The organism is Superficieibacter electus, from assembly GCF_002915575.1.
Taxonomy (GTDB): Bacteria; Pseudomonadota; Gammaproteobacteria; order Enterobacterales; family Enterobacteriaceae; genus Superficieibacter; species Superficieibacter electus.
In genome coordinates this window covers 142,842-169,535 of sequence record NZ_PQGD01000006.1, presented here as the reverse complement: position 1 = coordinate 169,535, position 26,694 = coordinate 142,842, and the positions used below count along the sequence as shown (strand labels likewise).

Genomic DNA, 26,694 nt, shown 5'->3' with positions numbered 1-26,694 from the left:
AGTATTTGTCGGGCAAGATGCACCATTCTGATGCAGTTGCACCATTTTATGTTATATGCCGGAGAGCACCCGAGTGAATGACGCGATCCTCCGCCCGCAGGCGAAAACCCGTAAGGCACTGACACCGCTGCTGGAAATCCGCAACCTGACCAAATCCTTCGACGGCCAGCACGCCGTAGATGATGTCAGCCTGACTATTTATAAAGGCGAAATTTTTGCGCTGCTTGGCGCGTCCGGCTGTGGGAAATCCACGCTATTGCGCATGCTGGCGGGATTTGAACAGCCGACGGCCGGCCAGATTGTGCTTGATGGTGTGGACCTGGCCCATGTCCCGCCGTACCAGCGCCCAATTAATATGATGTTCCAGTCTTATGCGCTTTTCCCGCATATGACTGTTGAGCAGAACATTGCTTTTGGCCTGAAACAAGACAAGCTGCCGAAAAGTGAAATCACGGCCCGTGTTGCAGAGATGCTGGCGCTGGTGCACATGCAGGAGTTCGCCAAACGCAAGCCGCACCAGTTATCTGGCGGTCAGCGCCAACGTGTGGCGCTGGCCCGCAGTCTGGCAAAACGTCCCAAGCTGCTGTTACTGGATGAACCCATGGGCGCGCTGGATAAAAAACTGCGCGACCGGATGCAGCTTGAGGTGGTCGATATTCTGGAGCGCGTCGGTGCCACCTGCGTGATGGTTACTCACGACCAGGAAGAGGCGATGACCATGGCCGGACGCATTGCGATTATGAACCGGGGCAAATTTGCCCAGATTGGCGAACCGGAGGAGATTTACGAGCATCCCACCACTCGCTACAGCGCCGAATTTATTGGTTCAGTAAATGTGTTTGAAGGTCTGCTGAAATCACGTGAGGAGGATGGCCTGGTGATCGAATCGCCGGGGCTGGTCCATCCATTGAAAGTCGATCCGGATGCTTCCGTTGTCGATAACGTGCCGGTTTACATCGCGCTGCGTCCGGAAAAAATCACACTTTGCGATGAGATTCCGGCAGATGGTTTTAACTTTGCGGTAGGTGAGGTAGTGCACATTGCCTATCTGGGCGACTTGTCGATTTACCATGTGCGGCTGAAAAGCGGACAGATGCTCAGCGCGCAGTTACAGAACGAGCATCGCTACCGTAACGGCACGCCGACCTGGGGCGACGAAGTGCGTCTGTGCTGGGATGCGGATAGCTGTGTGGTACTGACGGTATAAGGAGCGGCAATGAGTACATTAGAACCCCCGGCTCGCGCTCATCAACCTGGTGGTGCCGCGCACTGGCTGGCAAAAATGCAGATGAAGCACGGCCGTAAACTGGTGATTGCACTGCCCTATATCTGGCTGGCACTGCTGTTTTTGCTGCCGTTTTTGATTGTCTTTAAAATCAGCCTTGCGGAGATGGCGCGGGCTATTCCGCCGTATACCGACCTGATGGAATGGGCGGACGGGCAGTTGTCAGTCACCCTGAATCTCGGCAACTTCCTGCAACTGACCGACGATCCGCTCTATGTTGAAGCCTATCTACAGTCGTTACAGGTGGCCGCCATCTCAACGTTATGTTGCCTGGCATTGGGCTATCCGATGGCCTGGGCGGTGGCGCACAGTAAGCCTTCCACGCGTAATATTTTGCTGCTGCTGGTACTGCTGCCATCGTGGACGTCGTTTTTAATTCGCGTCTATGCGTGGATGGGCATCCTCAAAAATAACGGCATACTCAATAACGTTTTACTGTGGCTCGGGGTTATCGATCAGCCCCTGACCATCCTGCATACCAATCTGGCGGTCTATATTGGTATTGTGTACGCCTACCTGCCGTTTATGGTGCTACCGATTTACACCGCCCTGACGCGTATAGATTATTCGCTGGTGGAAGCGGCGCTGGATCTGGGCGCGCGACCAATGAAAACCTTTTTCAGCGTGATTGTACCGCTAACCAAAGGCGGTATTATCGCCGGTTCTATGCTGGTGTTTATTCCGGCCGTAGGAGAGTTCGTGATCCCGGAACTGCTCGGCGGCCCTGACAGCATTATGATTGGCCGCGTCCTGTGGCAGGAGTTCTTTAATAACCGCGACTGGCCGGTCGCCTCCGCCGTGGCCATTGTGATGTTGTTATTGCTGATTGTGCCCATCATGTGGTTCCACAAGCATCAGCAAAAAACCGTGGGGGAGAACGGATGAATAACCTGCCGGTAGTACGTTCACCGTGGCGCATTCTCATTTTGATCATCGGGTTTACGTTTCTCTATGCCCCAATGCTGATGCTGGTGATTTACTCTTTTAACAGCTCAAAACTGGTAACGGTGTGGGCGGGCTGGTCCACGCGCTGGTATGGTGAGCTGTTCCGCGATGAGGCGATGATGAGCGCGGTCGGCCTGAGTTTAACCATCGCGGCCTGTGCGGCGACCATGGCGGCGATCCTTGGCACTCTTGCGGCGGTAGTGATGGTACGCTTTGGACGCTTTCGCGGCTCCAACGGTTTCGCTTTTATGATCACCGCGCCGCTGGTGATGCCTGATGTGATTACTGGTTTGTCGCTGCTGCTGCTGTTTGTTGCACTGGCGCATGCGATCGGCTGGCCTGCGGATCGCGGTATGCTCACTATCTGGCTGGCGCACGTCACCTTTTGTACGGCCTATGTCGCGGTGGTCATTTCATCCCGTCTGCGCGAGTTGGATCGCTCGATTGAAGAGGCGGCGATGGATCTGGGAGCAGCGCCGTTAAAGGTTTTCTTTGTGATTACGTTGCCAATGATTATGCCTGCGGTAGTATCTGGCTGGCTGCTGGCATTCACGCTATCGCTCGACGATCTGGTGATTGCCAGCTTTGTTTCCGGCCCGGGAGCCACCACCTTGCCGATGCTGGTATTCTCCAGCGTGCGCATGGGGGTCAATCCAGAGATTAACGCTCTGGCAACGCTGATCCTGGGTGTGGTCGGAATTGTCGGATTTATCGCCTGGTGTTTGATGGCGCGCGCAGAAAAGCAGCGAACGAAGGATATCCAGCGTGCAAGACGCGGATGATGCGCCTAAAATCGTTACAGAATGTGCAATCGGTGCCGCCTGTTTAGTGGCACCGTTTTTCATGGAAGGCGATCACATTGGGATTTTTCACTAAAACTCGTCGCTCCGGCGCTCGTCTGAACGTCCCTGCGTTAGTGCAGGTGGCGGCGATTGCGATCATCCTTATCCGCTGCGTTGATCTGCTGATGTTGTTTAATCTGCTGGGCTGGAAAGGGCTTCAGGAATTGATATTTCGTAGCGCTCAGACCTGGAGCCTGACGCTGGTTTTTCTGGCAAGCCTGGTTTTACTGTTTGTCGATATTCTCTGTGCTTTTTCGGTGGTGAAGGGCAGAAGTTGGGCGCGCTGGCTTTACCTGTTCGCGCAGATATCAGCATTTGGCTATTTATGGGCCGCCTCGCTGGGTTACGGCTATCCGGAGTTATTTAGTATTGCTGGCGAGAATCGACGGGAAATCTTTCACTCTCTGGTCATGCAGAAACTGCCGGATATTATGGTGCTGCTGCTGCTTTTTATTCCCTCTCCCAGCCGTCGCTTTTTCCGTCTGCAATAACAGTGGTACAATCGCCGCCCCTGAAATTCAGAAGGTTTTATTATGCAGTGCGCACTCTATGACGCCGATCGTTGTCGTTCCTGTCAGTGGATCGAACGCCCGGTTGCGGATCAACTCTCCGCCAAAATGGCCGATCTTCGTGCGTTGCTCAATGCGCTGACGATCGAAGAGTGGTGCACGCCGCTAAGCGGTCCGGCGCAGGCGTTTCGTAATAAAGCCAAAATGGTAGTCAGTGGCAGTGTGGAAAAACCGCTGCTCGGTATGCTGCACCGCGACGGTACTGCTCAGGACCTCACATCCTGTCCGCTTTATCCTGCGTCCTTTGCCCCGGTGTTTGCCGCGCTGAAGCCGTTCATTGCCCGCGCGGGTCTGACGCCGTATAACGTGGCGCGCAGGCGCGGTGAACTTAAGTATTTGCTGCTCACTGAAAGCCAGATGGATGGCGGCATGATGCTGCGTTTTGTCCTGCGATCGGAAACAAAACTGGCGCAGTTACGCGCTGCGCTACCAGCATTACAGGCGCAGTTGCCGCAGCTGAAGGTTATTTCGGTGAATATTCAGCCTGTGCATATGGCAATTATGGAAGGTGAGAAAGAGATCTTCCTGACCGGGCAGCAGGCACTGGCGGAGCAGTTTAATAACGTGCCACTGTGGATACGGCCGCAGAGTTTTTTTCAGACCAACCCGACAGTAGCCAGCCAGCTCTACGCCACTGCCCGCGCGTGGGTGAGCGCGTTGCCGGTGCAGCATATGTGGGATCTGTTTTGTGGCGTCGGCGGGTTTGGGCTGCACTGCGCGACACCGACGATGAAGTTGACCGGAATTGAAATTGCTCCCGAGGCAATTGCCTGCGCGAAACAATCTGCCGCCCAGCTTGGGCTGCATAATTTGCATTTTCAGGCGCTGGACTCAACGCAGTTTGCTACTGCTCAGGGCGACAGGCCCGATCTTGTGCTGGTTAATCCGCCGCGTCGGGGCATTGGCAAAGCGTTGTGCGACTATCTGAGCCAGATGGCACCGCCGTTTATTATCTACTCCAGCTGTAACGCACAAACCATGGCGCAAGACCTGCGCCAGCTACCGGGTTACCGCATTGCGCGTGTTCAACTTTTTGACATGTTTCCGCATACTGCGCATTATGAGGTTTTGACGTTGCTGATTGCCCGGTAAACGATTACTAAGGCGAATCTATTTGCTGGAGAACAAATGAAAACGCCATCACGCTTTCTTTTTTCACCTCGTCCGGCACGCGTAACGCCAGTGGGTTGGTTAATTCTGGTGGGCCTGTCTGGGGCTGCCCTCTACTGGATTTACCGCATGATCGTAGGTTTTATGCACGATGGTGAACCTTTTATTTTCTTTTTTTCTGCGTTTCTCGCGTGGTTTATCGTGTTCACGGTGCAGGACAATCGTCAACTAATGGCTCAGCATCGTGCGCTGGCCGACGCGAGGCGTGGAAAAAGCATTTGTGATTTTGCCCGCAGTTTTAATCTCCGTGAAGTTGATACCTGGGTCATTCGTGCCGTCTGGAATGTGCTGAGCGAGTCGGTAAACCGGGAAGGTCCGGATGGTTTTATAATACCGATTTTTGTTGATGATCGCCTGGCAGACGAGTTTATGCTGGAAGATGAAGACGATTTACTGGATACACTCGAGGATATGGCGTTCAGGGCAGGGCGAAGCACAGAATTACTGGGGACAGACGGGTTTTCCGGTCCGCTTGTCACCGTGCGGGATGCCGTACTGTTGCTTAATGCACTGCCGATGACCGGGGCACGCAAAGACAGGCTGTGGATGACGGTGAAACCGTAAGGGGCGGCATCGTTGTGGCGGGTGGCGGCATCGCCTTACCCGGCCTAAAAAAATGTCCAGCTTTAAAGCGTTAACGAGCGGTCAGGCCCGCGTAGGCGTAGCCCGGAACCCGTTACTGCGGGAACCACTGGTCGCTGATTTTCTGGTAAGTCCCGTCATCTTTAATTGCTTTCAGCGCCGCGTTCAGTTTCTCCAGTAGCGCTTTATTATCCGGGCGAACCGCAATGCCAAGGCCGGTGCCAAAATACTGCGGGTCGGTAACTTTCTGTGTGGCGGTACCGAGTTGTGGATTCGTTTTCAGCCATTCATTCACGACGGCAGTATCACCAAACACGCCATCAATACGACCATTTTTCAGATCGATAATCGCATTCTGATAACTGTCATAGGCCACAGTTTTCACTTCCGGATGTTTATCCTGAATGTATTTCTGATGCGTGGTGCCGTTTTCCATCCCGATACGTTTGCCTTTCAGATCGGCAAACGTTTTGTAAGCATCTTTTTTCGCAATCACTACCGCTGAGTTAGCGTAGTATGGCTCGGTAAAGGAGACCTGCTTGCTGCGCTCAGGCGTGATATCCATTCCGGAAATCACCGCATCATATTTCTTGAATTTTAACGACGGGATCAGGCTGTCAAACGCGTGATTTGTGAACGTACAATCCGCTTTCATCTGTGTACACAGCGCTTTTGCCAAATCGATATCAAAACCAACAATTTGATTGCTGGCATCCAGCGATTCAAAAGGCGGATAGGTGGCAGAGACGCCAAAATTAATTTTATCAGCGGCGCACGCGCCTGCGGCAAAGGTAGCAAGAAGTGCAGCCAGAACTAGCTTTTTCATGGTGGATCTCCCGTCGGTCAATCTTATTGTGTTGTGCCCTGTCGATGGCATAAAAATACAATGCCATTATTTGAATTTGTATGCAATATAAATGAGTAATTATTGTGAATGTGGCATAAAAAAGCGGATAAGTTAGAGGCTTATCCGCTAAAGATTTTTAGTTTTATGCACTATTGCCGGGTAGGCCCGAAAAAATACGCTTAGTTACGGCGTTCAAACACTAACGCACGGCGCTCAATCAGACGCATCATTAGCGTCAGCAAGCCATTCACTACCAGATAAATCAGACCCGCTGCGCCAAACACCATCACATCGTAAGTGCGACCGTACATTAACTGGCCATGCCCCATCACCTCCATCAGCGTAATGGTGTAGGCCAGTGAGGTGCTTTTAAACACCAGCACTACCTCATTGGAGTAGGAGGAGAGGGCGCGCTTAAACGCATAGGGCAGCAAAATGGCCAGCGTATCTTTCTTGCTCATTCCCAGCGCACCGCAGGACTGCCATTGCCCGTCCGGAATGGCCCGAATAGCACCATAAAACAGCTGCGTCGTATAGGCGGCGCTGTTCAGCGACAGGGCAATCAATGCACACAGCCACGGTTCAGAGATCAAATGCCAGATTAGCGGGTAATCCTGCAACGTTGGAAACTGGCCCGGACCATAGTAAATCAGGAAAATTTGCACCAGCAGTGGTGTGCCGGTAAACAGAGTAATATAGCCGCGTACGATCCATACCAGGACTGGCGTTTTTAATGTCAAAATAATAGTGAAAATCAGCGCCAGAATCAGCGCTACCACAATCGAGGCCACCGTCAGCGTCAGGCTGGTATGCAGACCTTTCAGAAGCTCAGGTAAATACTCAAACATCAGCCCGGCCTCCGTTCAAAGCGCGTGGCGCGCAGATCAATGCGCTTAAGGATGTACTGGCTTAGCAGGGTGATCACCAGATAAATCGCCGCCGCCACGATATACCAGGTAAATGGCTCCTGGGTCCGCGTCGCGATGCTTTTGGTTTGCAGCATTAAATCATTTACGCTAATCAACGACACCAGGGCGGTGTCTTTGAGCAGTACCAGCCACTGATTTCCCAGCCCCGGTAGCGCGTGTCGCCACATTTGTGGCATCACCAGACGGAAAAAGATCGCGCTTTTAGACAGGCCCAGCGCCTGACCGGATTCCCACTGTCCGACCGGCACCGCTTTTAGCGCCCCGCGTAGCGTCTGCGAGGCATAGGCAGCATACAGTAAGGACAGGGCAATCACCCCGCAGAGGAACGGGCTGACGTCGAAGTTTTCGATGTCCATCTGTACCGGGATTTGCGTAAATCCAAGATTAATGGAAAAACCATCAGATAGCGTCAGCAACAGCTGCGAGGAGCCAAAATAGATAAACAGGACCACCAGAATTTCCGGCAGCCCGCGCATAATCGTGACCAGCGCTGTGCCAAGCCAGGCGATCGGACGCCATTTTACTGACTCCCAGACCGCAAATAGCATCGCCAGCGCCAGGCCAATGACCAGCGCACAAACGGCAAGGCCGACGGTCATCCCGGCGGCGCTTGCAAGAGGAAAGAATTCGTTCATCAAAGATTACTTCTGGAACCATTTGTTGTAGATGGTTTCGTAAGTGCCATCTTTCTTCACTTTTTCCAGCGCGGCGTTAAATTTCTGTTGCAGCTCGGTATTGCCCTGGCGTACTGCAATGCCCAGACCGGTGCCGAAATAATCTTTATCGGTGACTTTATCGCCAATGGCGGCCAGTTTCGGGTTAGCTTTCAGCCATTCAGTTACCACCGCTGTGTCGCCGAAGACGCCATCAATACGGCCATTCTGCAAATCCAGCTTCGCGTTCTGGTAGCTGTCATAAGGGACGGTAGTGACTTCCGGATGTTTATCCATGATGAACTTCTGATGGGTCGTACCGTTTTGTACGCCCACTTTTTTGCCTTTCAGCTGATCGATGCTGGTGAACTTACCCTGCTGACCGATAAACAGCGCCGAGTTATCGTAATAAGGGGTAGAGAACAGTACCTGTTTTTCACGCTCCGGCGTGATGTCCATACCAGCCATAACCGCTTCAAAACGACGGAATTTAAGACCGGGGATCAGGCTATCAAACGCCTGGTTAGTAAAGGTACAGGTGGCATCAATTTCTTTGCACAGCGCGTTTGCCAGATCGACGTCAAAGCCAACGATTTTGTTGTTGGCATCGACGGATTCAAACGGAGGATAGGACGCTTCGGTGGCGAAACGAATAGTCTGGGCTGCCGTGGCGGAAAGACTGGCACTGGCGATTAGCGCGGCGATCAAAACTTTTTTCATTGTCATTTTCCCGATCTTCAGTGTGATAAATAGTGTTTAAACGCGTCAGTTTGCGGGTGCGTAAAGCAGCCTGCATCCCCTTGTTCTACGATATGACCATTTTCCATATACACCACGCGGCTGGCGGTTTTACGCGCCACTTCCACTTCATGGGTAACGATCACCTGCGTAATTTTAGTTTCTGCCAGCTCGCGAATGATGCTGACGATCTGTGCCGTGATTTCTGGATCGAGCGCGGCAGTGGGCTCATCAAACAGCAGTACCTGCGGCTCCATCATCAGGGCGCGGGCAATTGCTACTCGCTGTTGCTGACCGCCAGAAAGATGCAGAGGGTAGCGATTGCTGTACGGCTTCAGACGCAGACGTTCAAGCAGCTTATCGGCACGCGCCATCGCCTGGCTTTTGCTCAATCCCAGCACGCGGCAGGGCGCTTCAATCAGGTTTTGTACCACGGTAAGATGCGGCCACAAATTGTACTGCTGAAATACCATGCCGACATTCTGGCGCAGCTCGCGAATTGCTTTATCCGAAGGCGCTTTGGCAAAATCAAACTGATTACCTGCGATGCTAAGGGTGCCGGAACGCGGCATTTCCAGCAGGTTGAGCACACGCAGCAGTGAGCTTTTACCCGCGCCGCTTGGGCCAAGCAGCACCAGCGTCTCACCCTGGGGGCAATTAAGCGTGATGTCGAATAGCGCCTGATGTGCGCCGTAGAAGCAATTTATGCCGTTTAATTGAATACTCATCGGGGCAGTCTTGTAGCAATTGAGGCCGCAAATAGTACCTTTCACAGAATAGTTATGCAATATTTCTGCGTTAAAAGTTAACTATAAGCCGCGAGATATCTTAAACTTAGCACAAAATAGCGCCGCAGGAGGGAGCGAGGCGCAAATGTCGGCCCGCATTACCCTGGACCGACATTTAAATTTAACGACGGGAAAAGATTAGCGTTTTTCCAGTGACTGACGCAGCGTGCCGGCTGGCGCATGAGCGTTGCCACCGAGGTAGCGCACATCGTCTACCGCCCAGCATTGGCCTTCGCGAATCATCAACACTTCATCCTGCCAGCTATCGCTACCTTGTTTTAGCCCGACGCGTAGCGGAATGTTTCGCGCATCGGTATTCGGGATAGTAGAGGCGCTGGCAACGCTGGCGCTGTCGGGTGGCGTGCTGCGGCTGGAGAAAGGATCGGATTTCAGCAGGGCGTTATGGCTATTATCACGGCTGGCCTCGCTAAGCATATGAGCCAGATCATCACTTAGGTAAGGGCGCAACGCGGTAATGTCGTTATTACGATTCTGAATACGCGCGTCATAAAATTTTTGGGCTACCGTGTCGGGTCCCCCTTCAACACAGGGACCGTTGCGGGTTCCAATATCTTTAAACGCCGGAGTGACGGTGGTGCAGGCACTCAACAACAACGCGCACGGAAGAGCAAGAGCGAGAGCAGAGTAGCGCATTCTGATTTCCTTATAAGCAATCTACGATAATAATGATCATTCTTTTCAAGCATAGCGTATCAGGTCGATAATGCGTTTGGCATACAGAGCTAAGGCATTGAACGTTAAACAAGGAGACAGGCGATGCAATACTCAACGACACCCACTCTTGAAGGACAACCTATTGCTGAATACTGTGGCGTAGTGACCGGAGAAGCCATTCTCGGGGCCAATATTTTTCGTGACTTCTTTGCCGGCATCCGCGACATCGTGGGAGGACGTTCTGGTGCCTATGAGAAGGAACTGCGCCGGGCGCGCGAAATCGCTTTTCAGGAGCTTGGCGAGCAGGCGAAAGCCATGGGTGCGGATGCCGTTGTCGGCATTGATATCGATTATGAAACGGTCGGCAAGGACAGCAGCATGCTAATGGTTAGCGTAAGCGGCACGGCGGTGAAATTACGCTGATGAAAGCTTTTACAGGCATCATTGCCCTGGCCTTGTTGTTAACGGGCTGCGCGGGTGAGAAAGGGATCATCGATAAAGCTGGCTACCAGCTGGATGTCAGGCGGGCAGCGCAGGCAGCGTATCCACGCGTTAAGGTGCTGGTTATCCATTATACTGCCGATGATTTTGACACGTCGCTGGCGACCTTAACCGACAAACATGTCAGTGCACATTATCTGGTTCCTGACGTGCCTCCACTACATAACGGCAAGCCGCGCATCTGGCAGCTGGTTGCGGAGCAGGAGCTGGCCTGGCATGCTGGTGCAAGCTTCTGGCGAGGCGCAACGCGACTGAATGACACGTCAATCGGTATCGAGCTGGAAAACCGGGGCTGGCAGAAGCGCAACGGGGTGAAATACTTTGCGCCCTTCAGCGCTGCGCAGATAGCCGCGCTGGTGCCGCTGGCAAAGGATATTATCACCCGTTACCAGATTGCACCGTACAACGTGGTTGCCCATGCGGATATAGCTCCCCAGCGCAAGGACGATCCGGGTCCGCTATTCCCGTGGCAGGCGCTGGCTGCACAGGGGATCGGGGCCTGGCCTGACCCTCAGCGCGTCGCGTTTTATCTGAATGGACGAATGCCGGACGAGCCGGTGGATACGGCATCCCTGCTGGATTTGCTGGCCCGCTACGGTTATGACGTGACGCCGGAAATGACGCTCGCGCAACAAAAACGGGTGATTATGGCGTTTCAGATGCACTTCCGTCCTGCGCGCTGGGATGGCGTTGCCGATGCACAAACACAGGCGATTGCCGAGGCGCTGCTTGAGAAATACGGACAGCGTTGACGCTTTTCCGCCCTCACCCTACCCCTCCCCCCCGGGGAGAGGGGACGGGCAGCAGAGTGGCGGGAGAGGGCAGCCTGACGCAGGCGGGGACCGCCCTCACCCTAACCCTCTCCCCCAGGGAGAGGGGACGGTCAGCAGAGTGGCGGGAGAGGGCAGCCTGACGCTGGCTGGGGGCCGCCCTCACCCTAACCCTCTCCCCCGGGGAGAGGGGACGGTCAGCAGAGCGACGGGAGCGGGTAGGGTGACGCTGGCTGGGGGCCGCCCTCACCCTACCCCTCTTTTCCGGGGAGCGGGGACGGTCAGCAGAGCGACGGGAGCGGGTAGCCTGACGCTGGCTGGGGCCGCCCTCACGCTAACCCTCTTTTCCGGGGAGAGGGGACAGTCAGCAGAGTGGCGGGAGCGGGTAGGGTGGCGCTGGCTGGGACCGCCCTCACCCTAACCCTCTCCCACGGGGAGAGGGGACGGTCAGCAGAGTAGCGGGAGCGGGTAGGCTGACGCTGGCTGGGACCGCCCTCACGCTAAGGTTGGTAAAAACAATGCTTTTAGTGAGTATGTTGAAACGGCTTTTTCCGGGGCAGTGACGGCTCCCTCTCCCTGAGGGAGAGGGTTGGGGTGAGGGGGAGCCACGCTTAGCGGTGCAACTTCCCGTGATCCCGCAGCCACGCCGCTGTGCGCTTAATCCCGTCATCCAGCGTAACCACGGGTTGATATCCCAGTTCGTCCCGCGCGCGGGTAATGTCCAGGGTGAAATCAAAGTTAAGCTTGGAGACCCCGTAGTGAGTAAACGTCGGCTCTTTTGCGGTTTTATTGCCAAATCGCTCCATACTGCGGGCAACAATATCCAGCATCGGATAGGGTACGGACCGGATACGGCAGTGAATGTTCAGCTCGTCAATCAGCTTCTGTACAATACTGCGCAGTTTCTGCGGTTCGCCGTTAGTGATATTAAACGCGCGCCCTGAAGCCAGCGCGTCGCAGGCCGGCTGGCTGGCCTGCCACATAGCGTGAACGGCGTTTTCAAAATAGGTCATATCAACTATCGCATCACCGCCGCGCGGCAGCAGCACGCTACCGTAGTGATGCATCATTTGTGCGAGGCGCGGAATAAACACTTTATCGTGCGGACCAAACAGGCTCTGCGGACGCAGAATCGTAAAACGCGTCTGCGGATTCGCACGCGCCAGGAGCTGGATCACCTCTTCGCCAGCCGCTTTACTGCGGGCGAACTCGTTGGCAAAGCGGTGCGGGCGAAAGTCTTCCGTTACCTCGCGATGATGATGATAGTCGAAGTAGAGCGAGGGAGATGAAATATGCACAAAATTACGCACGCCCCATGCCACGGACCATTCTCCCAGGCGGCGAGTCGCACGCACATTGGCGAGATCAAACGCTTCCTGCGTCCCCCACGGCGAGGTAAAGCTGGAGCAGTGCCACAGCGTATCAATACCGGCAAGCATCACTTTCGCCTGCGAAGAGACCAGCTCGGTAAGGTCGGCCTGCACGAATTCCGCACCCATTTTTTGCAGCAGTTTACCCATCGCTTCATTACGACCGGTGGCCCTGACGCTGATACCTTTGCGACGCAAAAATTCGACCGCGTTTCGGCCTAAACCGCTGGTTGCGCCCGTTACCAGAACCTTCATATCAATCCGCTGTGTTTTAAAGAATTTCGTGCGCATTCTTCCGGTATTTTCGGCGCTATGCAATGGGAAAGATGAAAGAATGCCGTCTGTTTTTAGATTTTTTCCGTCAGACTGGCAATACGTTTTGCCATGCCGCGAAAAATAAACAGATGCGCCGGGATCATCATCAGCCAGTAAAATAGTCCCGGCATTCCGTGCGGGTGCCACCAGGCGCGAACGTCAAGCTGCCGGTAATCGCCCTTGTCCACCATAGTAAAGCATAGCCGGCCCAGCCCTGGTGCTTTCATGCCGAACAAGAGCGCCAGTTCTTTTTCCGGCTCACAAATAATCACTTTCCAGCTATCTACCGCGTCGCCCACCTGCAAAAAAGGCCGCGCCGGACGGCCTTTTGCCAGAGGATGACCGATAAGCCTGTCGATTAACGCTCGGGTTTGCCACAACGGATTGCCAAAAAAATAACGCTCCTTACCACCAAGCTGGTTTACGACCTGCCACAGGGCGCTAAGGCTGGCGGAGGTTTTCAGCGTATAGCCTGCCTGTTTGGCAAAATAGCCGTAATCTGGCCGCCAGCGGGCAAATGCCTGCGGGTCGTAACCCCAGTCGCTGGAGTTAACCAGCTTCGCCTCCTCCTGGAGCGTGCTGCGGACCGCATCATCAAACGGGATCAGCGTCTGAGGGATCAGCGAGCGAAGAGAGGTATCATCGGCCAGAAGATCGTGCTTGAGCCCTTGTATTAGCGCTTTTGCGATAGTGGGCGGCACCGACGTAATCACCGTTAAAAACCACACCGAAATCCAGCGGGTAGGAAAGGGGATCGGTATCAGGGGGCGATGGCGGCCGCTGACGGTCATAAAACGTTCAAACTGCTGCTGATAGCTCAGGACATGCGGTCCTGCGGCTTCAAAAACGCGGTGTTCGGGCGTCGGATGATCCAGCAGGGCAACCAGATAATACAGCAGATTCTCCAGCGCAATGGGCGTGGTGCGCGAACGCACCCAGCGTGGCGGGGTAAGAACAGGCAGGTTGTAGACCATGTCGCGCATCACTTCAAAAGCGGCAGAGCCTGCACCGATGATGATCCCGGCACGCAGTTCCGTTACCGGCACGCCCGCTTCGCGCAGAATATCCGCCGTCAACTGACGGGCGCGCAGATGGTCGGACTGCTGATGTTTCGGTGCCTGAAGCGAACTAAGGAAAATAAGCTGGCTGACCGGCGTTTCACGCAGCGCATCGCGCACATTAAGCGCCACCTGGCGCTCATGGGCAATAAAATCGCCACCTTCACCCATGCCGTGTACCAGGTAGTACACCGTTTCAACGTTTTCCAGCAGAGCGGGGAGCGCCTGCGGCCAACAAAGATCCAGCCGATGACAGCTGACGCCGGGCAGCGCCAGCTTCTCCAGCCGTTCAACGTGCCGTGCCGCCGCCAGCACCCGGTGCCCTTGCAGGCTCAGGGCGTTAATGAGGTATTGACCAATATAGCCACTGGCCCCGAGCACCAGAATGCGTTGCGGCACGGTATGCTCCTTAGCGGTTGAGAAATGCCTTCCAGTGAGCAACGAGTTGTTTAAGCTGCTCACGGCTGACATCGAGATGCGTTACCAGACGCACTACCGGCGAGGCGTTGATCAGGATATCCTGCGCGCGCAGATAATCTCCCAGCGCCGCCGCACTCTCTTCACCGACGCGCACAAACAGCATATTGGTATCATGACGCATCACATCCGCGCCGATCTCCTGCAATTGAGCGGCAAGCCAGGCGGCATTGTCATGATCCTCGCGTAACCGTTCGACATTATGCTGTAATGCATAGAGTCCTGCCGCCGCCAGAAAGCCCGACTGGCGCATGCCGCCACCGGTCATTTTCCGCCAGCGATTAGCGCGCCTGATATAGTCACGGCTGCCAACCAGCAGCGAGCCGACCGGCGTGCCCAATCCTTTTGATAAGCAGAGGGTGAAAGAATCGCAATAGTGCGTAATGTCTTTTAACGCACAGCCATATTCGACTACGGCATTGAAGATCCGCGCGCCGTCTACATGAAGCGCAAGCCCGCGCTGGCGGGTAAATTCCCACGCCGCCTGCAAATACTCGCGTGGCAGCACTTTACCATTATGCGTATTTTCCAGACTGAGTAATTTGGTGCGGGCAAAATGAATATCGTCAGCTTTGATTTTGGCGGCAACCTTATCCAGCGGCAATGTGCCGTCAGGCGCGGCATCAATAGGCTGCGGCTGAATGCTGCCAAGCACCGCAGCACCGCCCGCTTCATAGAGATAGTTATGCGCGCCCTGGCCTACAATGTATTCTTCACCACGTTCACAATGGCTAAGCAGGGCAACCAGGTTCGCCTGGGTGCCGGTAGGCAGAAACAGCGCCGCTTCCTTGCCGGAAAGTTCGGCGACATAGCGCTGGAGTTCATTCACGGTAGGGTCGTCACCGTACACATCATCCCCGACCGGGGCGGCCATCATCGCGTCAAGCATGGCACGCCCGGGGCGGGTTACGGTATCACTTCGAAGATCAATCACGGCATATTCCTTTCTGATTCAGGATGATGCCTTCTTTTTTACCTGAGCCAGTTGGTTTTTGCCAGTTCCAGCACCTCGTCACCGCGCCCGTTAATGATCGCGCGCAACATATACAGACTAAAACCTTTAGCCTGCTCGAGTTTAATCTGCGGCGGCATGGCCAGTTCTTCTTTCGCTACCACGACATCGACCAGTACCGGACCGTCTGTCGCAAAAGCGCGTTGTAGCGCATCGTCAACGTCTGTCGCTTTTTCGACGCGAATACCAGTAATGCCGCAGGCGTCGGCGATGCGGGCAAAATTAGTGTTGTGAAGCTCGGTGCCGTCGGTCAGGTAGCCACCCGCTTTCATTTCCATCGCCACAAAACCCAGCACGCTGTTATTAAAGACGATGATTTTAACCGGCAGCTTCATCTGCACGAGCGAGAGGAAATCCCCCATCAACATGCTAAAACCGCCGTCGCCGCACAGCGCCACCACTTGACGCTCTGGCGCGGTGGCCTGCGCACCCAGCGCCTGTGGCATGGCGTTAGCCATTGAGCCGTGATTAAACGAGCCTAGCAGGCGGCGCTGACCGTTCATTTTCAGATAGCGGGCCGCCCAGACGGTAGGCGTGCCGACATCGCAGGTAAAAATGGCATCGTCGTCGGCATAATGACTGATTTGTTGCGCCAGATACTGTGGGTGGATCGCTTTTTCACTGGGCTTCGCCAGATCGTCAAGATCTTTGCGTGCATGGCGATAATGTTCCACCGCTTTATCAAGAAACCGGCTATCGCTTTTGTCCTCCAGCAGTGGCATAAGGGCGCTTAACGTGGCTTTGATATCACCGATCAACGCCATATCAACTTTACTGTGTGCGCCAATGCTGCCCGGATTGATATCAATCTGAATAATTTTGGCATCGGTCGGATAAAAGGCGCGGTAAGGGAACTGGGTACCCAGCAGCACCAGCGTATCGGCGTTCATCATGGTATGAAAACCGGATGAAAAACCGATCAGGCCGGTCATGCCCACATCATAAGGGTTATCGTATTCAACATGCTCTTTACCGCGCATGGCATGAACGATCGGTGCTTTTAATTTTCCGGCAAATTCCACCAGTTCAGCGTGCGCACCAGCACAACCGCTGCCGCACAACAGGGCGATTTTGCTGGAATAGCGCAGTAGCTGGGCCAGTTTTTTCAGCTCTTCCTCGGCGGGCGTCACCACCGGCTGCGGGGCCGGATACCAGTGGCTGCTGGCCTGTTCCGGGGCGGCTTGCAACGCCACATCGCCCGGTAAGACAATCACTGAGACACCGCGATTGAGCACCGCTTTACGCAGGGCAATCGCCAGCACTTGCGGGATCTGTTCTGGCGATGACACCAGCTCACAGTAATGGCTGCACTCGCGGAACAGCTCCTGGGGATGGGTCTCCTGAAAATAACCGCTGCCAATCTCGCTGGAAGGAATATGCGCAGCGATGGCGAGTACCGGGACATGGTTGCGGTGACAGTCGAACAGGCCATTAATCAGATGCAGGTTGCCCGGTCCGCACGAGCCGGCACACACTGCCAGTTCGCCAGTCAACTGTGCTTCCGCGCCGGCGGCAAAGGCAGCGACTTCTTCATGACGGGTCGGCATCCAGTCAATGGTGCCCATTTTGTTCAGACTGTCGCTCAGGCCATTAAGCGAATCGCCTGTGACGCCCCAAATACGTTTCACTCCCGCCTGTTCCAGTGTTTTTGCAAGATAAGCGGCAACGGTTTGTTTCATGGTTTTCCATCTCCTGTAAAAGATAACGTATAAAAGCTTAGGTCAGATTCACTACCGCGCGCAGAAAACTCCCGCATTTGCAGTACTATCTTTACGTCGCAGGAAGGCGTAATGTGAAGCAGTCGCATTTAAAAATAAGAGGCATTTCAAATGGTTAAGAAATTGTTAATTGCCGTCAATAAAACGCTTTCACATGAAGATTTTGGCAAGCTATTGCTACGCCTGGCGGTGGGGGGATTAATGCTTTTCCACGGCCTGCACAAGCTGTTTGATGGCATCGACGGGATACGCGGCATGGTGATAGCTCATGGATTACCGGGGTTTGTCGCTTATGGCGTACTGATTGGTGAAGTGCTGGTGCCGTGTTTAATCATCCTCGGTATTTTGACCCGTCCGGCGGCACTGGTGTTGTCCTTTACCATGCTGGTGGCGTGGCTGATGGTCGGGATTAACAATACGTGGATGCTGGATAAAACCGGCGCGTGGGCGATTGAAAATATTGCTTACTTTTTTATCGGCGGGCTGGCGATAGCCTTTATGGGGGCGGGGCGTTATTCGCTGGCGCGCGATCCGGCGTGGCGATAACGTTGAGTTAAATACTGTGTTGCCCGGTGGCGCTGCGCTTACCGGGCCTACAGAATTAATTTAAGCTTTTGATATTTAAAACATTGTAGGCCGGGTAAGGTGAAGCCGCCACCCGGCATCGCGACACACAGTTTAGCCGTTGGTGACGTCTGCCGGGTAAGCGCAGCGTCACCTGGCCTGGTTTGCGCCTCAGGCCAGCACCAAATCTCCCTGCGGATGGCAGGAGCAGGCCAGAACATAACCCTCGGCGATTTCCGCCTCGCTCAGCGTCATGGTGCTGCTGACCGTATACTCACCGGAAACCACTTTGGTTTTACAACAGCCGCACACCCCCGCGCGACAGGCGACGGTGACCGGGACCTTATTACTTTCCAGCGCCTCAAGAAGCGTGGTACCTACCGGCGCATAAAACTCCCGTGCAGGCTGAAGTTTGCTGAATTTCAGGCCAGCCGTAACCGCGTCTGCAACCGGCGTAAAGAACTTCTCTTTAAAAAAGCGCGTCACGCCCAGTGCTCTTACTTCCTGTTCGGCAAGTTCCATATACGGTGCGGGGCCGCAGGTCATCACGGTACGCGAGGCCAGATCCGGCACCTGCTGCAACAGCTCAGTCGTGAGGCGACCCGCAACAAAACCGTCAACAGCATTATGTTCCGCGACCAGCGTCACCGGATACTGCTGCCACTCTTCAGCAAAAATCACATCCTGCGGCGAGCGAACGTTAAAGATCACCTGCACATCGGCCTGCGGGCGATATTTTGCCAGCCAGCGACGCATCGACATCACTGGCGTCACGCCGCAACCCGCCGCCAGCAACAGGAACTTATCTTCTGTTTTATCTTCACAGGTAAAGTCACCCATTGCATTCGACAGCCAGATATAGTCGCCGCGCTTCACCTCACGGGTTAACCACTGCGACCCCGCGCCGTCGTCAATCCGGCGGATGGTCAGGGTAAGATATTCGCTGACCCCCGGCGTTGACGAGAGCGTATAGGCGCGCAGCGTCTCTGCCGAGTTGCGCACGCTGACCAGCGCATATTGCCCGGCGCGATACGGATAGTAGTCGTGACACAGCAGCGAAAGGGTCCAGACATCCGGCGTTTCCTGATGGATATGATGAACCTGCATCCGCCACGGACATTGTGAGGTTGGCATCGTCATTTACCTGCTCCTTACGCGCTCAGCAACTGTTTCATATCTTCTTCAACGGTGGTCACAGAACGCAAACCAAATTTCTCGTTGAGCACCGCCAGTAGATCCGGGGTGAAGAAGCCGGGTGCGGTCGGGCCGGTAACGATGTTTTTCACGCCCAGCGACAGCAGGGTCAGCAGGATGACAATGGCTTTCTGCTCAAACCAGGACAGCACCAGCGAGAGCGGCAGATCGTTGACGCCACAGCCCAGTTTTTCCGCCAGCGTGACCGCCAGAATAATCGCCGAGTAAGCATCATTACACTGACCGGCATCGACCAGACGCGGCAACCCTTCGATATCGCCAAACTCCAGCTTATTGAAACGGTATTTACCGCAGGCCAGCGTCAGGATCAGGCAATCGTCCGGTACGCTGGTAGCAAAATCCGTAAAGTAGTTACGTTCACCGCGCGCGCCGTCGCAGCCGCCAACGAGGAAGATGTGACGCAGTTTTTCACGGCTCACGAGGTCGATCAGCGTATCCGCCGCGCCCAGCAGAGTCTGACGGCCGAAGCCCACGGTGATCAGGTGCGGAATTTCGCTGTACGGGAAGCCCGCCATCTGTTGCGCCTGCGCGATCACCGGGCCAAAGTCGTCACCTTCCAGATGGCTGACGCCCGGCCAGCCGACAATGCTGCGGGTCCAGATACGGTCATCATACGCGCCGACGGTTGGGTCGATGATGCAGTTAGAGGTCATCACAATCGGGCCAGGGAAGCGGGCGAATTCCACCTGCTGATTTTGCCAGCCGCTGCCGTAGTTGCCGATCAGATGTTTAAATTTGCGCAGTTCCGGGTAGCCGTGTGCGGGCAACATTTCACCGTGGGTATAAACATTAACGCCGGTGCCGTCGGTTTGCTCCAGCAGATTGTAGAGGTCTTTGAGGTCGTGACCGGAGATGAGGACGCATTTACCCTGGGTGGCTTTGACATTAACCTGCGTCGGCGTTGGGTGTCCGTATTTACTGGTTTCACCGGCGTCCAGAATGCTCATTACTTTAAAGTTCATCTGGCCAATTTCCATTGAACATTCCAGCAGAGCGTTCATATCGGAAGGCCAGGTACCCAGCCACGCCATGATTTTATGGTACTGAGCGTAGATGTCGTTATCGTACTGTCCGAGCACATGCGCGTGCTCCATATACGCCGCCGCGCCTTTCAGGCCATACAGGCACAGCAGGCGCAGACCGAGAATGTTCTCGCCGATATCAACTTTATCTTTATTGGGCGTGAATTCTGCCGCCTGGCGTTGCAAATCGCCGAGGTCATCGCTGACCAGTTGCAGACTGGCCATCGGATTATCGACGCTGGCGCTGGCATCCACGCTCAGACACTGCGCTTTAAGCGCCTCTCGCAGGGCAATCGCGTCACGCGCGTAGCCCACAATGCGTGGGGAATCGAAGTTAACGTTAGTTAAGGTAGAGAAGAACGCGCGCGGGGCAAAATTATCGATATGGTGATCGATAATGCCGTAGTCGCGCGCCTTGGTGGCCCAGGCGGAAAGACCCTGCAACGAGGCGATCAGCAGATCCTGCAAGTCAGAGGTTTCAGCTGTTTTTCCGCACATACCCTGCGCGTAAGAGCAGCCGTTCCCTGCCGGGGTACGGATGGTTTGTTCACATTGCACACAAAACATGGTCACACCTTTTAAAGTTATATTTTAAATACATGTTTAAGATTATGCTGGTAACAGACGGCTGAAAAGGGATTTGTGGCGCAAGTTACAGGGAGATTGATTTAGCTCAATTTTGGCGGCAGGGTTCTACCGCCAAAGGGGTATCAGGCGGTAAAAAACGCCATTAATAGCGGGACCAGCAGGCTTAACAAGAAGCCGTGAACAATGGCGGCAGGGACAATTTCCAGCCCGCCGGAACGCTGTAATACGGGCAGGGTGAAATCCATTGAGGTCGCACCGCACAACCCCAGCGCCGTCGAGCGGCTGCGGCGTACCAGCCCCGGGATCAGCATGATGGCGATAAGCTCCCGCGCCAAATCATTAAAAAAGGCCGCGCTGCCGATAACCGGACCATAAGCTTCTGTCAGCAGTATGCCGGAAAGTGAATACCAGCCGAAGCCGGAGGCCATCGCCAGCCCGGTTCGCAGCGGCAGATCCAGCAATAAGGCGTTCAGAGCGCCCCCGGCCAGCGAGCTGATAACCACCACTATGCCTACCATCATCCCACGCCGGTTAAGCACGATCTGTTTTAGCGTCATGCCGTTATTACGCAGCTGGATGCCAATCAAAAACAGCAAAAATATCAGCGTATATTCGCTGGCCTCGGTGGCATGCTGTAACACGGGAAAATGCGTCAGGCCAAGTGCAAAGCCAAGGATAACCACGCCGCACAATTTCAGCGACTCCAGCGCCATGGCGATACGCGAGGGTAGCGCTTCCTGTTGATGGTTGTGCCGCCAGGGAATAACGCGCTCCAGCCAGATAAGCGCCGCAATATTAAACACTAAAATGACCGTAATACTGATAGCTGAATAATGAAAAATCGCCAGCAGATTGCTCGCCAGGTTCTCTAAAAACGCAAGGCTGATGCCCATGAAAAAGAGGATGACATAAACAATCCAGCTTAACAGGCGGTTGATAATTTTAAGTGCGGCGGTATTACGCAGAGGAATTAAATAACCAGTGATTAACGGCAGAAGAATAATCAGCAAACCCGACAACATGAAACCCCAGTCCCTTTAATAAACGAATAGCACATTCTGACACTACCCAAAACGGTGAAGTGAGTAAAGGTGCAGGAAAAAAGAAAAGTTATGCATCTTGTGTCATCCACAGCGTCCCCGGGAGGTATTTACCCGTGCCAGAAATGAAAAGGGGTGATATACAATCACAAGCAGGGACATAACGAAACTTAAGGAGAATATATGCTTCTTGAACGTGTGGATATCGTCGGTTTTCGCGGTATTAACCGGCTATCGTTGATGCTGGAACAGAACAACGTGCTCATTGGCGAAAATGCCTGGGGGAAATCCAGCCTGCTGGATGCGCTGACGCTGATTCTCGCGCCGGGCAGCGAGTTGTATCATTTTGTCCATGATGACTTCTGGTTTCCGGCAGGCGATGTACAGGGGCGCGAGCATCATCTGCATATTATTCTGACCTTTCGCGAGGCGTTTCCCGGACGGCATCATGCCCGGCGTTTCCGCCCGCTGTCGCCGTGCTGGGTGCCGGGAGAGGATGGCTATCAACGTATATTTTACCGTCTGGAAGGCGAACTGGCAGAAGATGATTCTGTCCTGACGCTGCGCGGATTTCTGGATGCAGGCGGTAATCCGCTGGCGATTACCGAAATAGACGAGATGGCTCGCCATCTGGTGCGTTTAATGCCGGTGCTGCGGCTGCGTGACGCCCGCTTTATGCGGCGTATTCGCAATGGTACGGTACCCAATTTCCCCGACGTTGAAGTCACCGCGCGCCAGCTCGATTTTCTGGCGCGCGAGCTGGTGGATCGTCCGCAAAATCTCTCTGACGGGCAGCTTCGCCAGGGATTATCCGCTATGGCGCAACTGCTTGAGCACTACTTTGCTGAACACAGCTCTGTTGAGACACGCCATCGCCTGATTCGCCGCCGTTCGCGTAATGAGCAGCAAAGCTGGCGCTATCTGGATGTGATTAACCGCATGATCGATCGTCCTGGCGGGCGCACCCATCGGGTGATCCTGCTGGGGCTATTCTCCACCTTATTGCAGGCTAAAGGGACGGTAAAACTTGACAAAGATGCCCGTCCGCTGCTGCTGATTGAAGATCCCGAAACCCGTCTGCATCCCATTATGCTTTCTGTCGCCTGGCATCTTTTGAACCTTTTACCGCTTCAGCAGGTGACCACCACCAACTCGGGCGAGCTGTTGTCGCTGACACCGGTAGAGCATGTTTGCCGCCTGGTACGTGAATCCTCGCGCGTCGCCGCCTGGCGTCTGGGGCCGGGCGGTCTGAGCGCAGAAGATGGTCGGCGGATTGCCTTTCACATTCGTTTTAATCGTCCGTCATCGCTGTTTGCCCGCTGCTGGCTGCTGGTGGAAGGGGAGACGGAAACCTGGGTGATCAACGAACTGGCGCGCCAGTGTGGCCACCATTTCGATGCCGAAGGCGTTAAAGTCATTGAGTTTGCCCAGTCCGGGTTAAAGCCGTTAATCAAATTTGCCCGGCGGATGGGCATTGAGTGGCATGTGCTGGTGGACGGTGACGAAGCCGGAAAAAAATATGCCGCCACCGTACGTAGCTTACTCAACAACGATCGTGAGCAGGAGCGCGACCACTTAACGGCCCTCCCGGCGCTGGATATGGAACATTTTATGTATCGTCAGGGATTTGCTGATGTCTACTATCGGGTAGCGCAGATCGCGGAAAATGCCCCGGTGAATCCACGGCGGGTCATTGTGAAAGCTATTCATCGTTCATCGAAACCCGATTTAGCGATTGAGGTCGCGATGGAAGCGGGGCGGCGTGGAACGGAGTCTATTCCGCTGTTATTGCGCAAAATGTTCTCGCGGGTATTGTGGCTGGCGCGTGGTCGCGCGGATTAACAATTAATTGCGTATCATTAACCTTTCGTTGACAGCATATTGCGATAGAATTAGCACCTTGCATTAAACGCTCGGGTATCTGGAATTTTTATGAATTTGAAGGGAAAAGGCAAAAAGCGCTGGCTGCTACTGATCGTTGTCATTGTGCTGGCAGCGGCCTGGCTGTGGCAAAAACTTAACGCTCCGCAGCCGCAGTATCAGACGCTGATTGTTCGTAAAGGCGATCTTGAGCAGGCGGTGCTGGCAACCGGGAAACTGGATGCGCTGCGCAAAGTGGATGTCGGTGCGCAGGTGAGTGGACAGCTTAAAACGTTGTCGGTGAATATCGGCGATAAGGTAAAAAAAGATCAATTGCTGGGGGTTATCGACCCTGAGCAGGCCGAAAACCAGATCAAGGAAGTGGAAGCTACGCTGATGGAACTGCGCGCGCAGCGTCGCCAGGCAGTCGCCGAAATGCAGCTGGCGAAAGTGACTCTCTCACGTCAACAGCAACTGGCGCGCACGCAGGCGATTTCCCGTCAGGATCTGGACACGGCGGCCACCGAGCTTGAGGTCAAACAGGCGCAAATCGGCACGCTTGACGCGCAGATCCAGCGCAATCAGGCAACCCTGAGCACGGCGAAAACCAATCTTGATTACACTCGCATCATGGCACCAATGGCGGGCGAAGTGACGGAAATTACCACCCTTCAGGGGCAGACGGTGATTGCCGCCCAGCAGGCTCCCAATATTCTTACCCTTGCCGATTTAAGTACCATGCTGGTGAAAGCGCAGGTATCCGAAGCTGATGTTATCCATCTTAAGCCGGGGCTGAAAGCCTGGTTTACCGTGCTTGGCGATCCGTTAACGCGCTATGAAGGAACGCTAAAAGATGTGCTGCCAACGCCAGAGAAAGTGAACGACGCCATCTTCTATTACGCTCGTTTTGAAGTGCCGAACCCGAAAGGTATTTTACGTCTTGATATGACAGCGCAGGTACATATCCAGCTCACTGGCGTGCGCAATATCCTGACGATTCCCCTCTCTGCACTTGGCGATGCCACCGGAGATAATCGTTATACCGTCCGGCTGCTGCGTAATGGAGAAGTGCACGATCGTGAAGTTACACTCGGCGCACGTAATGACACCAGCGTTGAAGTGGTCAAGGGACTGGAGGAAGGCGATGAAGTTATCGTCGGTGAAAAGCAGCCCGGAGATAAATCGTGACGGCATTGCTTGAGCTGACGGACATTCGCCGCAGCTATCCTTCCGGCGAGAGCAGTGTTGAGGTGCTAAAGGGCATTTCTCTGCGTATTGAGGCGGGCGAGATGGTGGCGATCGTCGGTGCGTCCGGCTCGGGGAAATCCACCCTGATGAATATCATCGGCTGCCTGGATAAACCGACCAGCGGCACCTACCGGCTTGCCGGCACCGATATTGCCACACTCGACAGCGACGCGCTGGCCCGCCTGCGACGTGAGCATTTTGGTTTTATCTTTCAGCGCTACCATCTTTTGTCACACCTGACTGCCACGCAGAACGTCGAGGTGCCGGCCGTCTATGCCGGGACGGAACGCGCAGCGCGGCTGCAACGTGCCCGTGAACTGCTTGCGCGGCTGGGACTGGACGAACGGGCGGACTATCAGCCTTCGCAGCTATCGGGCGGACAACAGCAGCGGGTCAGTATTGCCCGCGCACTGATGAACGGCGGTCAGGTTATCCTTGCCGACGAACCGACGGGCGCGCTGGATAGCCGTTCTGGCGAAGAGGTCATGGCGATCCTCCACCAGCTGCGCGATCGTGGACACACGGTGATTATTGTTACCCACGATCCGGAAGTGGCGGCACAGGCGGAGCGCATCATTGAGATCCGCGATGGCGAAATTATCAGTAATCCGCCCGCCAGAACCACAGCTTCTGGCCCGTTAACGCAGACAGGGCAGGCGGAGGTACCGGGCTGGCGGCAGTTCAGCAGTAGTTTTCGGGAAGCACTGACCATGGCATGGCTGGCGATGGCAGCCAATAAAATGCGCACCCTGCTGACGATGCTTGGGATCATCATCGGTATCGCTTCGGTGGTGTCGATTGTGGTGGTGGGCGATGCCGCCAAGGAACTGGTGCTGGCTGACATCCGCGCGATTGGTACCAATACCATTGATGTTTATCCCGGTAAAGATTATGGTGATGACGATCCTCAGTACCAGCAATCCCTGAAATATGATGATCTGACCGCCATTCAAAAGCAGCCCTGGGTGAAATCAGCAACTCCTACCGTTTCGCAGAACCTGCGGCTGCGCTATAACAATCTTGATATGGCGGCCAGCGCTAACGGTGTCAGCGGCCAATACTTTAACGTTTATGGGATGACCTTCAGCGAAGGAGCAACCTTTAACGATGAGCAGTTAAAAGGCCGCGCGCAGGTAGCGGTACTCGACAGCAATACCCGGCGTCAGCTTTTTCCCAATAAAACCAGCGTGGTTGGCGAGATTATCCTCGTGGGCAATATGCCGGCGACGGTGATTGGCGTGGCGGAAGAGAAGCAGTCGATGTTTGGCAGCAGTAAAATTCTTCGTGTCTGGCTGCCCTATACCACGATGGCGGGCAGGGTGATGGGACAGTCGTGGCTTAACTCCATCACCGTGCGAATTAACGACGGATACGAAAGCGCGCAGGCCGAACAACAACTGACCCGCTTGCTAACGCTGCGTCACGGGAGAAAGGATTTCTTTACCTGGAATATGGACAGCGTGTTGAAAACGGCAGAAAAGACCACACGTACACTTCAGCTATTTCTGACGCTGGTGGCGGTGATTTCACTGCTGGTCGGGGGCATCGGCGTGATGAATATCATGCTGGTTTCAGTGACCGAGCGGACGCGGGAAATTGGTATTCGGATGGCGGTAGGCGCGCGGGCCAGCGATGTGTTGCAACAGTTTTTGATTGAAGCGGTGCTGGTCTGCCTGGTGGGCGGTGCGCTCGGCGTCAGCCTGTCGATGCTTATTGCTTTTACGCTGCAACTGTTTTTACCGGGCTGGGAAATTGGTTTCTCTCCGGTAGCGTTATTGACCGCTTTTTTATGCTCAACCGTTACCGGTGTGCTGTTTGGCTGGCTTCCGGCACGTAATGCCGCGCGCCTCGATCCGGTGGATGCGCTGGCACGCTAATAAAGAAAAAAATGCCAGTCATAAGGGCTGGCATTT

Annotated in this window: 25 protein-coding genes; 12 read left to right on the top strand and 13 right to left on the bottom strand. The window is 54.6% G+C overall.

All coding sequences use genetic code 11. The annotated features are described in order from the left end of the window. Nucleotides 1–73: 73 nt before the first annotated feature. The 6 genes from potG to CHU32_RS09010 all read left to right on the top strand — a co-directional run bounded on the left by potG (nt 74) and on the right by CHU32_RS09010 (nt 5,375). On the top strand, nt 74–1,207 hold the full coding sequence (gene potG, locus CHU32_RS09035; RefSeq protein ID WP_176691955.1) for a putrescine ABC transporter ATP-binding subunit PotG: 1,134 nt from the start codon (nt 74–76) through the stop codon (nt 1,205–1,207). A gap of 9 nt (nt 1,208–1,216) precedes the next feature. Then, nucleotides 1,217–2,170 carry a putrescine ABC transporter permease PotH gene (gene potH / locus CHU32_RS09030; RefSeq protein ID WP_103675458.1) on the top strand — a complete coding sequence of 318 codons (954 nt, stop codon included), beginning with the start codon at nt 1,217–1,219 and terminating at the stop codon, nt 2,168–2,170. Continuing rightward, entirely contained in the window at nt 2,167–3,012 is an 846-nt protein-coding gene (gene potI, locus CHU32_RS09025) for a putrescine ABC transporter permease PotI (RefSeq protein WP_103675457.1), read from the top strand. The genes potH and potI overlap by 4 nt, the downstream gene beginning before the upstream one ends. Before the next feature lie 71 nt (nt 3,013–3,083). Next, on the top strand, nt 3,084–3,563 hold the full coding sequence (locus CHU32_RS09020; protein ID WP_425444885.1) for a YbjO family protein: 480 nt from the start codon (nt 3,084–3,086) through the stop codon (nt 3,561–3,563). A 42-nt stretch (nt 3,564–3,605) separates the two neighbouring features. Beyond that, nucleotides 3,606–4,733 carry a 23S rRNA (uracil(747)-C(5))-methyltransferase RlmC gene (gene rlmC, locus CHU32_RS09015; RefSeq protein WP_103675455.1) on the top strand — a complete coding sequence of 376 codons (1,128 nt, stop codon included), beginning with the start codon at nt 3,606–3,608 and terminating at the stop codon, nt 4,731–4,733. 36 nt (nt 4,734–4,769) lie between these two features. After that, nucleotides 4,770–5,375 carry a hypothetical protein gene (locus CHU32_RS09010; RefSeq protein ID WP_103675454.1) on the top strand — a complete coding sequence of 202 codons (606 nt, stop codon included), beginning with the start codon at nt 4,770–4,772 and terminating at the stop codon, nt 5,373–5,375. 112 nt (nt 5,376–5,487) lie between these two features. Here the strand turns inward: CHU32_RS09010 and artJ are convergent, their stop codons facing one another. The 6 genes from artJ to CHU32_RS08980 all read right to left on the bottom strand — a co-directional run bounded on the left by artJ (nt 5,488) and on the right by CHU32_RS08980 (nt 10,002). Further along, the gene (gene artJ, locus CHU32_RS09005; protein WP_103675453.1) at nt 5,488–6,219 is read right to left on the bottom strand and encodes an arginine ABC transporter substrate-binding protein ArtJ; all 732 of its coding nucleotides are present in this window, start codon (nt 6,217–6,219) and stop codon (nt 5,488–5,490) included. A gap of 200 nt (nt 6,220–6,419) precedes the next feature. Beyond that, nucleotides 6,420–7,088: an arginine ABC transporter permease ArtM gene (gene artM / locus CHU32_RS09000; RefSeq protein ID WP_103675452.1), complete on the bottom strand. Its 669-nt coding sequence runs from the start codon at nt 7,086–7,088 to the stop codon at nt 6,420–6,422. Continuing rightward, the gene (gene artQ / locus CHU32_RS08995; RefSeq protein ID WP_103675451.1) at nt 7,088–7,804 is read right to left on the bottom strand and encodes an arginine ABC transporter permease ArtQ; all 717 of its coding nucleotides are present in this window, start codon (nt 7,802–7,804) and stop codon (nt 7,088–7,090) included. Before artQ ends, artM begins: the two co-directional genes overlap by 1 nt. A gap of 6 nt (nt 7,805–7,810) precedes the next feature. Continuing rightward, entirely contained in the window at nt 7,811–8,542 is a 732-nt protein-coding gene (gene artI, locus CHU32_RS08990) for an arginine ABC transporter substrate-binding protein ArtI (RefSeq protein ID WP_103675450.1), read from the bottom strand. Between the two features lie 17 nt (nt 8,543–8,559). Continuing rightward, complete coding sequence (artP, locus tag CHU32_RS08985; RefSeq protein ID WP_103675449.1) at nt 8,560–9,288, bottom strand: arginine ABC transporter ATP-binding protein ArtP; 729 nt, start codon at nt 9,286–9,288, stop codon at nt 8,560–8,562. A 198-nt stretch (nt 9,289–9,486) separates the two neighbouring features. Further along, nucleotides 9,487–10,002, bottom strand: a complete 516-nt coding sequence (locus CHU32_RS08980; protein WP_103675448.1) for a lipoprotein — start codon at nt 10,000–10,002, stop codon at nt 9,487–9,489. A gap of 123 nt (nt 10,003–10,125) precedes the next feature. On the opposite strand from CHU32_RS08980, the gene CHU32_RS08975 reads away from it, so the two are divergent. Both CHU32_RS08975 and CHU32_RS08970 read left to right on the top strand, forming a co-directional pair. After that, nucleotides 10,126–10,446, top strand: a complete 321-nt coding sequence (locus CHU32_RS08975; RefSeq protein ID WP_103675447.1) for a heavy metal-binding domain-containing protein — start codon at nt 10,126–10,128, stop codon at nt 10,444–10,446. Continuing rightward, nucleotides 10,446–11,276, top strand: a complete 831-nt coding sequence (locus tag CHU32_RS08970) for an N-acetylmuramoyl-L-alanine amidase (protein WP_103675446.1) — start codon at nt 10,446–10,448, stop codon at nt 11,274–11,276. Before CHU32_RS08975 ends, CHU32_RS08970 begins: the two co-directional genes overlap by 1 nt. Before the next feature lie 629 nt (nt 11,277–11,905). Here the strand turns inward: CHU32_RS08970 and CHU32_RS08965 are convergent. From CHU32_RS08965 to poxB, 4 genes are all read right to left on the bottom strand, one after another. Further along, complete coding sequence (locus CHU32_RS08965; protein WP_103675575.1) at nt 11,906–12,919, bottom strand: NAD-dependent epimerase/dehydratase family protein; 1,014 nt, start codon at nt 12,917–12,919, stop codon at nt 11,906–11,908. A gap of 92 nt (nt 12,920–13,011) precedes the next feature. Beyond that, the gene (locus CHU32_RS08960) at nt 13,012–14,436 is read right to left on the bottom strand and encodes an SDR family oxidoreductase (RefSeq protein WP_103675445.1); all 1,425 of its coding nucleotides are present in this window, start codon (nt 14,434–14,436) and stop codon (nt 13,012–13,014) included. A gap of 10 nt (nt 14,437–14,446) precedes the next feature. Beyond that, on the bottom strand, nt 14,447–15,448 hold the full coding sequence (gene ltaE, locus CHU32_RS08955; protein ID WP_103675444.1) for a low-specificity L-threonine aldolase: 1,002 nt from the start codon (nt 15,446–15,448) through the stop codon (nt 14,447–14,449). A 38-nt stretch (nt 15,449–15,486) separates the two neighbouring features. Beyond that, the gene (gene poxB, locus CHU32_RS08950) at nt 15,487–17,205 is read right to left on the bottom strand and encodes a ubiquinone-dependent pyruvate dehydrogenase (protein ID WP_103675443.1); all 1,719 of its coding nucleotides are present in this window, start codon (nt 17,203–17,205) and stop codon (nt 15,487–15,489) included. Nucleotides 17,206–17,355: 150 nt separating this feature from the next. Between poxB and CHU32_RS08945 the strand changes: the two genes are divergently transcribed. Then, complete coding sequence (locus tag CHU32_RS08945) at nt 17,356–17,790, top strand: DoxX family protein (protein WP_103675442.1); 435 nt, start codon at nt 17,356–17,358, stop codon at nt 17,788–17,790. 189 nt (nt 17,791–17,979) lie between these two features. Here the strand turns inward: CHU32_RS08945 and hcr are convergent, their stop codons facing one another. The 3 genes from hcr to CHU32_RS08930 form a co-directional block, all read right to left on the bottom strand. Further along, on the bottom strand, nt 17,980–18,948 hold the full coding sequence (gene hcr / locus CHU32_RS08940) for an NADH oxidoreductase (protein WP_103675441.1): 969 nt from the start codon (nt 18,946–18,948) through the stop codon (nt 17,980–17,982). A gap of 11 nt (nt 18,949–18,959) precedes the next feature. After that, the gene (gene hcp / locus CHU32_RS08935) at nt 18,960–20,612 is read right to left on the bottom strand and encodes a hydroxylamine reductase (RefSeq protein WP_103675440.1); all 1,653 of its coding nucleotides are present in this window, start codon (nt 20,610–20,612) and stop codon (nt 18,960–18,962) included. 143 nt (nt 20,613–20,755) lie between these two features. Continuing rightward, nucleotides 20,756–21,655 carry a LysO family transporter gene (locus tag CHU32_RS08930; protein ID WP_103675439.1) on the bottom strand — a complete coding sequence of 300 codons (900 nt, stop codon included), beginning with the start codon at nt 21,653–21,655 and terminating at the stop codon, nt 20,756–20,758. 201 nt (nt 21,656–21,856) lie between these two features. On the opposite strand from CHU32_RS08930, the gene CHU32_RS08925 reads away from it, so the two are divergent. The 3 genes from CHU32_RS08925 to macB all read left to right on the top strand — a co-directional run bounded on the left by CHU32_RS08925 (nt 21,857) and on the right by macB (nt 26,658). Beyond that, nucleotides 21,857–23,515: an ATP-dependent endonuclease gene (locus CHU32_RS08925; protein ID WP_103675438.1), complete on the top strand. Its 1,659-nt coding sequence runs from the start codon at nt 21,857–21,859 to the stop codon at nt 23,513–23,515. 90 nt (nt 23,516–23,605) lie between these two features. Further along, nucleotides 23,606–24,721, top strand: coding sequence for a macrolide transporter subunit MacA (gene macA / locus CHU32_RS08920; RefSeq protein ID WP_103675437.1), 1,116 nt, complete (start codon nt 23,606–23,608; stop codon nt 24,719–24,721). Further along, nucleotides 24,718–26,658 (top strand): macrolide ABC transporter ATP-binding protein/permease MacB, encoded by a 1,941-nt coding sequence (gene macB / locus CHU32_RS08915; RefSeq protein WP_103750828.1) that lies wholly within the window; start codon nt 24,718–24,720, stop codon nt 26,656–26,658. The genes macA and macB overlap by 4 nt, the downstream gene beginning before the upstream one ends. The last annotated feature ends 36 nt before the right edge of the window (nt 26,659–26,694 follow it).

What these genes read in the sequence shown, in the direction of transcription:
- artM (WP_103675452.1), bottom strand. Translation starts at nt 7,088, where the DNA reads ATGTTTGAGTATTTACCTGAGCTTCTGAAAGGTCTGCATACCAGCCTG.
- hcr (WP_103675441.1), bottom strand. Translation starts at nt 18,948, where the DNA reads ATGACGATGCCAACCTCACAATGTCCGTGGCGGATGCAGGTTCATCAT.
- artP (WP_103675449.1), bottom strand. Translation starts at nt 9,288, where the DNA reads ATGAGTATTCAATTAAACGGCATAAATTGCTTCTACGGCGCACATCAG.
- CHU32_RS09010 (WP_103675454.1), top strand. Translation starts at nt 4,770, where the DNA reads ATGAAAACGCCATCACGCTTTCTTTTTTCACCTCGTCCGGCACGCGTA.
- CHU32_RS08980 (WP_103675448.1), bottom strand. Translation starts at nt 10,002, where the DNA reads ATGCGCTACTCTGCTCTCGCTCTTGCTCTTCCGTGCGCGTTGTTGTTG.
- poxB (WP_103675443.1), bottom strand. Translation starts at nt 17,205, where the DNA reads ATGAAACAAACCGTTGCCGCTTATCTTGCAAAAACACTGGAACAGGCG.
- CHU32_RS08925 (WP_103675438.1), top strand. Translation starts at nt 21,857, where the DNA reads ATGCTTCTTGAACGTGTGGATATCGTCGGTTTTCGCGGTATTAACCGG.
- artJ (WP_103675453.1), bottom strand. Translation starts at nt 6,219, where the DNA reads ATGAAAAAGCTAGTTCTGGCTGCACTTCTTGCTACCTTTGCCGCAGGC.
- CHU32_RS08965 (WP_103675575.1), bottom strand. Translation starts at nt 12,919, where the DNA reads ATGAAGGTTCTGGTAACGGGCGCAACCAGCGGTTTAGGCCGAAACGCG.
- potI (WP_103675457.1), top strand. Translation starts at nt 2,167, where the DNA reads ATGAATAACCTGCCGGTAGTACGTTCACCGTGGCGCATTCTCATTTTG.
- rlmC (WP_103675455.1), top strand. Translation starts at nt 3,606, where the DNA reads ATGCAGTGCGCACTCTATGACGCCGATCGTTGTCGTTCCTGTCAGTGG.
- CHU32_RS08970 (WP_103675446.1), top strand. Translation starts at nt 10,446, where the DNA reads ATGAAAGCTTTTACAGGCATCATTGCCCTGGCCTTGTTGTTAACGGGC.
- hcp (WP_103675440.1), bottom strand. Translation starts at nt 20,612, where the DNA reads ATGTTTTGTGTGCAATGTGAACAAACCATCCGTACCCCGGCAGGGAAC.
- artI (WP_103675450.1), bottom strand. Translation starts at nt 8,542, where the DNA reads ATGAAAAAAGTTTTGATCGCCGCGCTAATCGCCAGTGCCAGTCTTTCC.
- CHU32_RS08930 (WP_103675439.1), bottom strand. Translation starts at nt 21,655, where the DNA reads ATGTTGTCGGGTTTGCTGATTATTCTTCTGCCGTTAATCACTGGTTAT.
- potH (WP_103675458.1), top strand. Translation starts at nt 1,217, where the DNA reads ATGAGTACATTAGAACCCCCGGCTCGCGCTCATCAACCTGGTGGTGCC.
- artQ (WP_103675451.1), bottom strand. Translation starts at nt 7,804, where the DNA reads ATGAACGAATTCTTTCCTCTTGCAAGCGCCGCCGGGATGACCGTCGGC.
- CHU32_RS08975 (WP_103675447.1), top strand. Translation starts at nt 10,126, where the DNA reads ATGCAATACTCAACGACACCCACTCTTGAAGGACAACCTATTGCTGAA.
- macA (WP_103675437.1), top strand. Translation starts at nt 23,606, where the DNA reads ATGAATTTGAAGGGAAAAGGCAAAAAGCGCTGGCTGCTACTGATCGTT.
- CHU32_RS08945 (WP_103675442.1), top strand. Translation starts at nt 17,356, where the DNA reads ATGGTTAAGAAATTGTTAATTGCCGTCAATAAAACGCTTTCACATGAA.